This is a genomic window from Granulicella mallensis (assembly GCF_014203225.1).
Classification (GTDB): domain Bacteria; phylum Acidobacteriota; class Terriglobia; order Terriglobales; family Acidobacteriaceae; genus Granulicella; species Granulicella mallensis_A.
The window spans coordinates 109,452-122,011 of sequence record NZ_JACHIO010000013.1 but is presented as its reverse complement, the minus strand read 5'-3'; the positions used below and the strand labels follow the sequence as shown (position 1 = coordinate 122,011).

8 protein-coding genes are annotated in these 12,560 nt (G+C 54.9%); 7 read left to right on the top strand and 1 reads right to left on the bottom strand.

Annotation, left to right across the window (positions count from 1 at the left end; all coding sequences use genetic code 11):
• Positions 1–127: 127 nt before the first annotated feature.
• The 7 genes from HDF15_RS15770 to HDF15_RS15740 all read left to right on the top strand — a co-directional run bounded on the left by HDF15_RS15770 (position 128) and on the right by HDF15_RS15740 (position 9,690).
• A complete protein-coding gene (locus tag HDF15_RS15770) occupies positions 128–1,927 on the top strand; it encodes an AAA family ATPase (RefSeq protein ID WP_184257204.1) in 1,800 nt (599 codons plus the stop codon).
• The gene (locus tag HDF15_RS15765) at positions 1,924–3,681 is read left to right on the top strand and encodes a UvrD-helicase domain-containing protein (protein ID WP_184257202.1); all 1,758 of its coding nucleotides are present in this window, start codon (positions 1,924–1,926) and stop codon (positions 3,679–3,681) included. The genes HDF15_RS15770 and HDF15_RS15765 overlap by 4 nt, the downstream gene beginning before the upstream one ends.
• 85 nt (positions 3,682–3,766) lie before the next feature.
• Positions 3,767–4,366: a DUF6988 family protein gene (locus HDF15_RS15760; protein ID WP_221314452.1), complete on the top strand. Its 600-nt coding sequence runs from the start codon at positions 3,767–3,769 to the stop codon at positions 4,364–4,366.
• A gap of 207 nt (positions 4,367–4,573) precedes the next feature.
• Positions 4,574–5,476: a YiiX/YebB-like N1pC/P60 family cysteine hydrolase gene (locus HDF15_RS15755; protein WP_184257198.1), complete on the top strand. Its 903-nt coding sequence runs from the start codon at positions 4,574–4,576 to the stop codon at positions 5,474–5,476.
• Positions 5,477–6,059: 583 nt separating this feature from the next.
• Entirely contained in the window at positions 6,060–7,259 is a 1,200-nt protein-coding gene (locus HDF15_RS15750; RefSeq protein ID WP_184257196.1) for an ABC-three component system protein, read from the top strand.
• On the top strand, positions 7,259–7,759 hold the full coding sequence (locus tag HDF15_RS15745; RefSeq protein ID WP_184257194.1) for a three component ABC system middle component: 501 nt from the start codon (positions 7,259–7,261) through the stop codon (positions 7,757–7,759). The genes HDF15_RS15750 and HDF15_RS15745 overlap by 1 nt, the downstream gene beginning before the upstream one ends.
• A complete protein-coding gene (locus HDF15_RS15740) occupies positions 7,756–9,690 on the top strand; it encodes a DUF3732 domain-containing protein (protein ID WP_184257192.1) in 1,935 nt (644 codons plus the stop codon). The genes HDF15_RS15745 and HDF15_RS15740 overlap by 4 nt, the downstream gene beginning before the upstream one ends.
• Before the next feature lie 91 nt (positions 9,691–9,781).
• On the opposite strand, the gene mobF is transcribed toward HDF15_RS15740, so the two are convergent.
• Positions 9,782–12,553 (bottom strand): MobF family relaxase, encoded by a 2,772-nt coding sequence (gene mobF / locus HDF15_RS15735; RefSeq protein WP_184257190.1) that lies wholly within the window; start codon positions 12,551–12,553, stop codon positions 9,782–9,784.
• Between the last annotated feature and the right edge of the window lie 7 nt (positions 12,554–12,560).

Sequence of the window (12,560 nt, the reverse complement as noted above, 5' to 3'; positions counted from 1 at the left end):
TGGAAGTCAGAGTCGTGCGGCGCACGAGCCGCAAGGCTTCCGCTTCGTCACCGCGGTGCTATCGGTCTCATCGCAAGCACGGGGGCGGTCTGTATCATCCTTAATCAAGGATTAAGAGGCACAAAACGTGAAGGTTGTCCAACTGAGAATCAAGAATTTCCGGGGCATCGAGTCGGCTGAACTGAAGTTCGATGGTCATGCTTTGCTGCTTGGTGGCAATAACGTCGGAAAGAGTACGATCTGCGAGGCACTCGATCTGGTACTCGGCCCTGACCGACTTTCTCGTTTTCCGCCAATCGAAGAATGGGACTTCTACAACGGCAAATATTTGGAACCGCCTGCGGCCGAGGGCGAGGACCCAAAGCCGGTTGAAATGCGCATTGAGGTTCTTTTGATCGAACTCAGTCCGGAGGTCGAGAAACGGTGTGCGAAGAACCTTGAATTCTGGCATGTAGCGGAGAAGCGCGTTTTGGATGAAGGTGAAGTCAAGGCTGCGATTCCAGGGATTGCTATCCCATGTCTGCGGCTGGAGACATTAGGCCAATACGACCCTGAAGAGGACGAGTTCAGCGCCCGTACCTACTACACACATAGTCCAGACGCCATCGACGGAGAGAAGCAAGAGGTTCAACGCCATATCAAGCGGCTGTTTGGCTTTCTTTATCTGCGTGCTCTGCGGACCGGGAGTCGTGCGCTCAGTCTTGAGCGCGGCTCTCTTTTGGATATTCTTCTACGACTTCAAAAAGTGAGGACCGGTCTCTGGGAGCAAGCGATAGCGCGGCTCAAACAGCTCGATATCGAGAAAGATGCTATCGAGTTGGAGCCCGTTTTGACGGCAATCGAGGACAAGCTATCGAACTATGTGTCGACGACAAAACCGGGACGCAAGACGAAGCTGTTTATCACGCAGCTCACACGCGAACATCTTCGGAAGACAATGTCTTTCTTTCTGGCCTTGCGCGACGACCAGGAGGCCGTGCCATTTCAACAGGCCGGGACGGGAACTTTGAATACTCTGGTGCTCGCGTTGCTCTCATTCATCGCAGAATTGAAGCCTGATTGCGTGATCTTCGCAATGGAGGAGCCCGAGATTGCGGTACAGCCGCATACACAGCGACGCATAGCCGAGTACCTGCTCAACCACACCACGCAAACCTTTGTGACATCACACTCGCCGTATGTCATCGAACGCTTTACCGCGAACAATACATATTTGCTTACAAGGGTCGCGGGCATGCCGCTTCAAGCGACGTGCGTCGTCGATGCGACGGGATTGAAGGAGAACGATTACAAGCGTTACGTCCGGCGAGGTCTCGCGGAGTGCATGCTAGGGCAAGGCGTGATCCTCGTCGAAGGCGTGACAGAATCCCACGCCCTAACAGCCTTAGCCCGTCGTATGGAAGAACAGGACGCTACTCTTAACCCGCTGGATTTGGCCGGCGTGACTGTCTTCGACGCAGAGAGCGATGGTCAGATTCCAAAGTTCGCTACCTTCTTTCAAGCGCTCGGTATCAAGACGTTCGGGTTTTATGATTTTAAGAAGCGGACTACGGTGGAGAAGGCAAAGTTCACGTCGTCGCTCGATGTGGACGAAGAACACCCGTACAAGGGCTTTGAGTCGTTGATCGCCAACGAGGTTCCGGCGTCACGAATTCGCGCCTTCTTGCAAGAACTCCTCGATAACGGACTCGACACGACGCAATATAAAGTGCCGGCGACAATACCTACTGACGACGCTGCTATTCAAAAGCTCTGTATTGCGCTTCTTTCGTCAGCAAAGGGGGCTGGCTGGGCGATGAGACTTCTGGAAGGCAGCAAGGCGAACGATCTACCTGCCACAGCGGTTGGCTTTCTGAATAAGGTCTACGGCTACTTTCACCCGCCTAACCCGAAGCCGTCAGCACCAACACAAAACAACACGCCATGAAAATCTGCGCCGAAAGACAAAAGCTGCTGGATTGCAATGGGCATGCTCTGGTGACGGGCGGGCCGGGTAGCGGGAAGACGACTATCGCGCTGAAAAAGGCCCTGCTGTGTATTCAGCAAGGTTTGCTTCCGGGGCAGTCCATCTTGTTCCTGAGCTTTTCGCGCGCTGCCGTTGCGCGCGTAGTTGAGGCTTCTCGTCTTCAACTCGACAAAGATGGTCGAAAGCTGCTTAACGTGCAGACATTCCACTCCTTCTTTTGGGAACTGCTAAAGACGCATTCGTACCTGCTCGGAACGCCCAGGCCGATTCGCATTCTCATGCCACAGGATGAGCGTGTACGAAACGAAGGCGCGCGTGGCGATAAGGATGAGAAGAAGTGGGCTGCTTGGCTCAAGGAACGCGAACGCCTCTTCGCCGAAGAAGGTCTGGTTGCGTTCGATCTTTTCGCGCCGAAGGCGGCAGCACTTCTGGAGGAAAGCGTGCTGATTCGCAGGCTTCTCGCCGAACGGTTTCCTGTCATCATCGTGGATGAAGCGCAAGACACGGGGCCCGACGCATGGCGGTGCATCGAACTACTCGCACCGTTAGTGCGCGTGATTTGTTTGGCCGATCTCGAACAACAAATCTTCGACCATCTGCCGGGCATTGGCCCCGAGCGGATCGACGCGATTAAGGCCGCGCTTCATCCGATCGAAGTTGAGCTGGGATCGGAAAATATGCGGAGCCCCGGCTCGGAAATCGCTGACTTTGGCCGCGATATCCTTTCGGGAAAAGCGAAGGCTGGTGGATACAAGGGAGTGTCGTCCTTGGCGTTCAATAGGGCAACACCGTTAGGTCCTACGCTGCGACGTGCGCTCGGCTTGCTCAAACGTGCTGTGAGAAAGGATGCCGAACGCTGGCCGAAGACGATAGCGATACTCGTTCCCTCAGGTATTGAAGCGGCGAAGGTGTCAGTGGGACTGAATAGCGGGGAGAAACCCGTGGCACACAAGCTGATGTTCGATGAGGATGAGGCACGTCTCGCGGCACGCTTTGCTGCGTTTTTGCTGGAGCCTCGGGACGGGATTATTGAGGTCAAACAGGTCGTTGAAGCCTTGATGCTCCTCGCTGATGTAAAGAGGGCGTCGGGCTCGAACACTACCGTGAAACAACTCGTCGCATGGGCGACGAAATGTCTGGCCGGGACCATAAGCGCTGCCGGCCAAGTGAGGGCCCTGCGCATTGTCCTGTCAGCTCTGACCACGAATGCGTTCTCGGGGAATCCCGCCAACGATTGGATATTGGTGAAGCAAACGTTGCGGGCTTCGGGTGATTCGCTGCTCATCCAAGTCGCGCAGCATCTCGATTACCTTGTCGCATTCAATAGGGGAAAACGCATCAGCGCGAACCTCTCGACCGCGTGGAGTGCGACGGGAACGTATCTTCGGGCTCGCGATGCGCTTGACTCTGCTCTGACACAGGATCTAATTCTCGATGGGTTGGATGACCCGGACGGAATCCAAGTCATGACAGTTCATAAAGCCAAGGGAAAGCAGTTCGACGGCGTATTGGTGTTGCGGCGCGAGACGCACAACGGTCAGACGATGGTCTCAAACCTTGTATGGCGCGGAGACAAAACGCCTTATCGTCGGAGCCGCAAGATTCTCATGGTGGCTGTCACGAGGGCGAAAGTACATACACTTATGGTCCAGCAGGTGTGGCCTGGCTGCCCGATTATGGACGCATACAACCTGCAGTCCGCCTACGACGTTTAGCGAACGTGATAGCCTCGCCACGATGCCTACATATACGCCTGCCGTATCAAAAGAAGTTCTCTCGCGCGTTGAGACCGCAGAAGCAATGCACAATTTCGTTTTGGATACGGTACCGCAGGAACTCTTACTCGACACTGACCAAAAGACAATCATCGTTGCGCTCTTTTCGCTTGTCGTGGAACATCACGGAGCAATTCTTACTCTTCTTCGGACGGGCCGTTTCGACGGAAGCGCATTTGCGCTAGTTCGTCCCTTGATTGATGCGATCTATCGCGCCTTCTGGGTTCATTTCTGCGCCGCGCCGCATCACCTAGAAGCGATTCGGAAGGGCGAGAGTCCATATCCTCCCCTGCCCAACATGGCAGATGAGGTGGAAAAGCGAATGAGCTACACAGGGGGCTTGTTTACGATCGTCAAGCCTTTCATCAAATCGCTGCACGGATTTACGCACGGTGGACTTGAGCAGCTTGGACGGCGGTTCGATGCAGAAGGCAACATCAAAGCCACTTACGACGATGGCGCAAAGTTAGAGGTGGTGAACTCAACGACATCGTTCGTCGTTATGCTCGCAGTGGCTTGGTGCCAGATCGTCGACGGGAAACAGCCCGAGCAGGAGCCCCGGTCGGAGGCGCTAATGACCCGCTACAGCGAGCTTTTTGCAATTCCAGCAGCCATTGAGGGATAGACGATCATTCTCGTTTTTAGCTCTACCGCCATATTTACGAGAACGAAAACGTTTTGCGCCGCATGCGGACTTGGTCTTGGTGACACTGGCCCGCCTTGGTGTGACCATTGTCAGACGTGGTTTTTTGCTCTCGGGAGGCATGTGTTCAGGGACACGAAGAGCATCCGTGGCCGATCTAGCCATTACAGTTCGGAGCTATCGTAGGTCATGAATATGGCGAGAGACGAACCAACCCGCAGCTACAAGCGCCTAAATGAAGCCGCGCTTCTTCCCGGGGACATCATACTAACGACAGCGACGGCCGCCGTTAGCAAAACCATCAGAGTTGCGACCCGGAGCGACATCTCTCATGCACTGATCTATGCCGAGGACTATTCCGTCATCGACGCAACCGATGAGGGAGTCCACTCCCGCAATACTCAAAGACTGCATTTTGAAGAGGAATGCTCGGTCTACGCGCTCCGTCTTCGCGCCCGCATCACTACCACTGAGTTGACCGACGTCCTCACTTTCGTCCGCAGTCACATAGGCACTGAATATTCAGTGCGCGAAGCGGTAAGGACAGTAGTTGGAAGCCGGAAGGACTGGTCGACCAAGCAATTTTGCTCGCGTCTGATTGCTCAAGCCTTTTCGTCGGCGGGAATCCAGTTGGTTAACGATCCGAACTATTGTTCTCCCGCCGATCTTCAGCGAAGCAAACTTCTCGAAGCAATTCCCAATGTGACGATTTCGGTGGGGGATGCGGAAATTCAGTTCTTCAAGTCTCGGGCTGACATTCCCCAACTGATGCGCGATGCCACAAACGCATTGCTGGACGGCGCTCGAAAGAGCGACGCCGGCATACAAAACTTGAACGATCTTGACTTTTATCTAGCCCATCACCCCGAGAAGGACACAGAGTTCTCTCAGCTTCTGGTGGATTCAGGCTACCTCTCAATCTGGCAGATAGAGAAAGAAAAGAATCCTTGGCAATACGATTTGCGCATCATGCAGCGCGAGTCCGAGGGTGGTCTTGAAGGCTACTGCAGGGATCTTCTACGAAGCGAGGGGGCCGGTCCCAACCGTTATGTTGTGAATCGTGGTGGTTATAGGGTTCTATCCACCGATTAGAGACTCAAATACTTTCAAATGAAGCTGGAGCTCTATGAGCGACTAGCGACCCTGCACCGTCAGCGAGTCGAAGTGGCCACCGCTTGGCTTGAGGAAAAAGGCCTTCTCGAAAAGCAAGCGATAACTCACTTAACCCCGCACACGCCAGAGTGGTTTGAGGCGTTGCAAGTTTGGGACCCACCCCAGGCAGCGATGGTGCAGGCTGTGATCGTGAGGACGTGTAGCCTGGACGTCTGTTCGATTTGCGGCGACAGCCCAGCCAGTGATCATTATCTACCGCAGCCCTTTCGTCCCGCTGGTGGGGTCGATACGTTCCGCCTCTGTAAGGACTGCGTGCGTATCCGTCGGTCGTCTGGAGATCCCTTTCTCCTGCTTTCCATCTAACTGTGCATGAACGGGCTCATCCGAGTGCTATCGGCCTGGGCCGAATTGCTCTAGAGTCCGCGGCCAGGGACTGTTCAATCTGAGGATAGTTAAGGCCCGCTGGGTTATTTAATATGCATTAACTCCGGGGTTGCAGATGCCGACCGGTTATGATTGTCCCTTCAGGAAAAGCAGTTCGGTATCGCCTCGGAGAGCTCGTATGGCGGGAAGGAACAATGGGCACGAAGCCAGTGCATCGGCGGCTGGCTACCTCTATCAGTGCCGCATCGCCCTGTTATCTGCGCTCAAGGCCATTCCAACAAACCCCGATCTAAGCATTTCGGTGGAACGGTTCGACGATGTTGCTTTCGATCAAAGCGGAACCCCCGCCGAAATGATCCAGACAAAGCATCACATCGGTAAGACCGGCAATTTGACAGATGCGAGTAGTGATCTTTGGAAGACCCTACTGATTTGGGCCAAGATTGCGAAGGCAGATGTCGAAGCACCATTCCGAACAAAGTTTGTTCTCTTGACGACGGGCACGGCTCCGGCAGGTTCGGCTGCGTTCTATCTGCGCCCGTTCGAAGGAGAGCGCGATGAGGCCAAGGCCGATGAACTCCTACTTAGCGCTGCGGACACTTCGGTTGCAGTGGACAAACAGAATGCCTACGCCGTCTACAAGAGCCTGTCTGAAGAAGTACGGCTAAGCCTCCTGCGAGCGATCACGGTCTTGGATAACGCGCCAGACATCCTGGACGTAGTCGAGGACATCAGGCAGACGCTTTATCATGCTGCACCGAAAGAGCAAATCGGCAACTTTGTTGAACGTTTAGAGGGTTGGTGGTTTGGCACGGTTATTACCGCGATGGTGAAAAAGCAATCAATACCGGTGCTCGCGATCGATCAAAGAATTGACGAACTTAGGGAAGAATTTAAGCGAAAGGCTCTCCCCGTCGATTTCAAGTCGACTGTACCGTCTGCGGATGTGATTGCTGCTCTTGACGATCGTCCGTTCGTACAGCAGCTACGAAAAATCGAGATTGGCGGTCCGCGAATCGAATATGCTATTCGCGACTACTACCGTGCATCTGAGCAGCGCTCACGCTGGCTGCGTCAGGAATTATTGCCCAGTCAGGAGCTTGATCTATATGAACAAGAGCTCAAAGAGGCTTGGGAGCCTCGCTTCTCCAGCGTCGTAGACAGTCTCCCCAATCCGTGTTCTACAGAAGACAAAATAGCCGGTGGCCAGAAGATCTTCAAATGGGCAGAACAGGACGCTGACTTTCCTCTCCGAACAGTGAAGGAACGATTTTTGACGCACGGAAGCTTCCACATCCTTGCAAACCGGAACACTATCGGTTGGCATCCGGACTACGACAACGCTGCACAGGCAGCTGGTGACAAGGAGAAGAAATAGTGCGCGCGTGGAACGATCGGGTAGTTGAGGTCGCATACCTATTCAATCCGGCTTTCGGGGTGACGCTGATTGCTGAAGCGGTCCACCATTACAACGAGAAGACTAAGTCCGCTTTGCCATTCGCAGCGACGTTCTTGCTTCTGCCGATTGTGTTGCACGAGAACACTCGTAAATCTCTGCCGAAAACCACCCTCACAGCGCTCTTGCCTTGGGTGCAAGATCATCGGGAAAGTCTCGTTGGCTTTTCAGAGCGCGTACAGCAACTACGCGAAATGACGCGCGAATCAATCCTCTTTGGTCTTCAAAGCGAGATTCTTCAGATCTCGGATAACGGAAGTATTGCTGTCGGAAAGAAGCGAAAGTCTGTGACCGTCAAACGGACTCCTCTCTTTACCGATGAAGCGAATGAGTGTGTAGAACGCTCTGGATTCCTGGGCAGATGGTTCGCGACATCCGGAGCCCCAGCCAACATTTTCTCCGCATGGGGTATCGCACCATGAGTCTGCAGATCGTCAAGATTGTTCTCTACAACAAACAGGGCCTAACCCGAGAACTCGATTTCGTCATCGGTCGCCTGAACATCATCACAGGTGCTTCTAAGACGGGCAAATCTGCCATTGTCGATATAGTCGACTACTGCACCGGGCGGAGCGAATGCCTTGTAGCAGATGGCAAAATCCGAGAGTACGTAGCCTGGTACGCCGTTCTCTTCCAACTAGGGGAGGGGCAGATCCTCGTGGCGCGGCGAAATCCAGTGGTAGGAGAGCGAACCCACGCAGACGTCTACCTCGAACGTGGGACGTCCATTGGGATACCCAGCATGGACAGGCTCGTGAAAAACACAACCGTCAGCGCGCTAGAGAAGTTCTTGGGCGCTGCGATAGGGATATGCGAGAACGAGAACCGTCCAGAGGGCTTTACACGACCGCCGCTAGAAGCGAACTTCCGTCATGCCCTTTTGTTCTGCATTCAAGACCAGAACGATATTGACAGCAAACAACGGCTTTTTCATCGCCAGGGCGAAGACTTTATGGGCACTGCGATCAAAGACACGCTGCCGTATTTTCTTGGGGCATATGACGAAGATCATCTCCTGAAGCAGGCGCGGCTTGAGCAAGCGCGACGCGAGCTGCGGATTCTGGAGCGTCAACTCAGGGATGTGGAGGTGGTCGATATCAACAGCTTTCCACGTGCCCGTGCTTTGGTTGACGAGGCCAAAGGGATTGGGCTCATTGACGATAGGGTCACGGCGACCACCTACGAAGCCACTTTGGAACTCCTCAAGCGTGCCGCGACTGAGTCCGTCCTCCGCGACGAGATGGTAATTGCCGATGAGAACGAGATTCTCGCTGGCTTGCGCGCGGAGCGGCAGGGTCTTCGCAATGAGCTTGAGCAAGTCAACTCAGAAATTCGCTCAACTCGCAATTTCACGACTGAGTCAAACGGCTACGAGCGCGAGGCTAAGGAGCAACGGGCAAGGTTGAGTTCAGTCGGTCTCATCGACGGAGACGGAGCCCACACAGAATGTCCTGTGTGCAAGAGCCATCTCGCTGAACCGGTGCCGACAGCGAACCAAATCAGTGATGCCTTGCGTACCTTGAGCCTTCAACTTGAGACAGTAGAAGCTGAAAATCCACGCCTCCTTCAGCGTCTAGCATCGCTGGAGGGCGAGTCAAACCTCATTCAGGAGCGATTGCAAGAGAATCAACAACGCATCGCTGCGAGGGTTCGGGAGAACGAAATCCTCAGGACGCAGCAGGACGCATATGTTCTGCAAGCGAGAACCGTAGGAAAGATCTTGCAGTATGTGGAATCCATCAGCACTTCAGACACTAGCGTCCCTTTGCGAGGACAACTCGACCTTGCACGCAGCCGAGTGTCTGTCCTCGAAAGTGAGCTCGATCCCGAAGCCGCACGCGAGAGGTTGGACACTTTCCTGAATTTTGTGGGACGTTATATGACGGATTATTCTGGCCGTCTCGATCTTGAACATCGCGGAAGCCAGCTCAGGCTCGACATTCGTAACCTAACGGTTATCGCGGACACTCTTAGTGGCCCTGTACCTTTGTTCCGCATGGGCAGCGGAGAGAACTGGGTCGGTTACCACGTGCTCGCGCATCTAGCGCTTCACCGGTGGTTTCGGCAGAAAGGCAGGCCTGTCCCAGGCTTTCTTTTCTTGGATCAGCCATCGCAAGCACACTACCCTCCGGAGAAGGATGTTGAGGGATCGATCGAGGCCTTGGCAAACGAGGACCAAACAGCAGTCACCGAGCTCTTCAAGCTGATCTACGATGTGGCGCAGGAGATTGCTCCTGAACTGCAGGTGATCGTTATGGATCATGCAGACCTGAAGTCAGACTGGTTCTCGCAATCAGTAATCGCCAGGTGGCGGGGGAATGAAAAGCTTGTTCCAGAGGCTTGGTTCGTGTGAATGCGTCCGTTGCGAATCCAAGAAAACCTCCGCAGAGACATTCATGAGGTCAACCAGTTCGTTGTAAGTCCCAAGCAGGTTGCACTGCAAGTTACAGCGCGAGTCCGAGGCCAACACTCGCCACCAACTTTTGTTTTGTGTCGAGCGTGGGAGTTTGCGCAGGTTTGATGGCGTTTCCAACTTCAACTGCGGACGCTTTGCTGACATCCTTGCTGAGCGATTCGGCAAGTGTGGCAGCATTGTTCGTGTAGATTTGCGCGTCAAACGAAGCGCGAGAAACCGAGACATAGGCGAAGCGGCTGTTGATGAGCTCTGGGTGAACTTGTGTATCCATATTCACAAGAACACGCTCAGACGTAACCCCCTGGGAGCTGTGGGAGGTAACAGCATACCCGTGATCAAAATGTCTCATTTCGTGTGGGTCAAAGGTGATCATTTTCTTTCCGCCGTCCATGCTCACCGTAATTCTTCCGTCATCGCCAAACCGTTGGATGGTGCCGAGGTCGCGATTTGCGACGCCAAGCTCCCGGTTCGGTGCGGTCACTTGTATCCGGTCCCCAATGGCAAAATCACGGTCGATCTCACGGTATGCCGAGATGCCTCGCAGCCTCACCGGATCGTAGGTGGTGAGTTCGCCGTTGGGCTTTCGAACGATGACGAGATTGTCTTTGGGAGCGGTGGCTACAACCTGCGCGTAACTACCGGCCTCAATCCCGTTGTCTTTGCTTCCTCGGGTGTAGTGAAGGACATCTCCGGGTTCGTATCGTGCTGCCCAGGCCCGATCTGCACCGGTCATATCAGAACGGGGAGTGAGGACGCGAATCGAGCGGTCCTCTTTATCCAACAATCCGGCGTCCTGCAGCTCGCGGCGGACTTCTTGGTTCAAGGCGCGCCGCGACGCGTTGTCTGGCGAGACGATAATGGTGTTCTCTGGGCGAGCGGCATAGGACTTCGCAATGGCTGAGATACGTTGTTCCGTGTCAGCGATTTCCGTGACGCGCCCCTGCTGTTGCAACATGACAACACCCGCCTCGGTTTCGTTTTTCGAGAGATGTTCGACTGCCTTCAGAAGCTCGGGGTCTTGTTGACGAACGATGCGGTCTAGTAGAGCACTCCGCATTCCTGATTCCTGCAGTTGCTCGAACGGTTTTCCGGCGTCCACGCCTTGATGCTGCCGGATGTCGCCGATCAGAAGAACCTTGTCGTCTGTGCTGATTTTTCGTAGGAAATCGCGCATCTGCTCCGTTGAAGCGAGCGACGATTCATCGACCATATACAGATGCTTTTGCGAAGGGTCATTCGTGTTCCGAGACCGCGCAATGAAGCCCTGTAAAGTGTGGGCGCTTATGCCTGCTTCTCTAAGCTGGTGCGCCGCGCGGGAGGTAGGCGCAAAACCCTCCACAGAGTACCCATTCTGTTCTGCGCCCTGACGTATAACAGCCAGGGTGCTCGTCTTCCCGCTGCCCGCGCTGCCTTGCAAACCCTGTATCTGATCGCGGGAGGTGAGTATCTGTTCGATCGCTTTCCGCTGGGTGTCATTCAATCGCTGGTGAGCATCCGTGAGAGGAATCGCATCTTGAATCGACATGAGCTGGGGCCCTTGTCCTTGCCCCTTCTGAACAGAGCGGAGGATCTCTTTCTCAGCCTGAATGGTTCCTTCTGTTGTAAAGTGCCGGCCTGTCGAATGCTTACTCCCATTCACTTCGCGAAACTCGCCAGAGGCAATGCGCGTCTCGAAATTGGCGCGGACTTCCGGGTAGGTTATTTCACCCATGCCGCGACGCATGGCGTCTACGAAGATGGCTCGCTCATCTAGCACGGCCTCACGCTCGAAGCCTTTGTCACGGGCGAAGGTCAGCGCTGAGCTAGCCTGCTGGGTTCGTTCTTCAAGTGAACTTTGATGGGCTTTGCTTTTGCGTCTTGATTGCGCTTCCGCGACGACGCTTTCCGCTTGGTTCCCATACTCGGCGGCGATCTGGCGATGCGCCGCAACGACCTCAGCAGGCGACAGGATTTGCTTTCCATCGCGTGTGTTGTGTGCCGCAATCTGAGCGGCTTCCGGGCCTGAATAGCCGCTGCGTGCGACGGCCTCCACGATCTGCTGCCGACGCGGGCTGGAGGCATCAAGATACTCCTGTGAATAGCCTTTGATGTCGGGCGCACCGCTCCGCCCTGGCTCGATCTCATACCCCAGCGAACGGAGCTGATAGGTCAGGTGAGATTGGTAGACGGCAGTTGCGAACTGCTGGGTCTCGAACAGACTGCGCGGTTGCAGAGCGCGCATGGTTCCATCCTCGCGCTCTGTCATATTGAAGATCACCGAATGGGTGTGGAGCTGCGGCGCGGCATATCCGTCGACCGGGCGAGCGGTGTCATGCTCAAAAGTAGCAGCAACGAATCGCCCGGTGGTTTCGGGGGCATGGTTGCCGCCGATGCGGGCCTGCGTATAGTGCTCCAGCTCGTTAAGAGCGAAGGCAACGGCCCTACGATGTGCCTCGCGAACCTCGTCATCGCCGCCCACGAGAGCCGTCAGAGAAACAGATTTCGGCGCAGAGAAGGTAGCGTCCCAACCGGCACGATGCTCGACGGGTGTAACGGTCCGCCCGTCGTCCGTCTTGTATTCATGGGCGACACGATGCTGCACAAGCTGTTCGCCGGTCGCAGGATGCTGGCCTTCGGCCAAGCGGGAAAACTCCAAGGCACCCACGCCGTCAGAGAGGCCAAACTCCTCGGCTAGCTTGCCACGCCATTCTCCTTGGATGGTGTCTCCCTGCTTCCAATAATTCTGCTCTGCAGCGGTGAACTCTTTGGCGTGATAAGTCTGAGCCTGAGTCGAAGAAAGCGGTTTGGATATCGTCAGCATGGAGTCC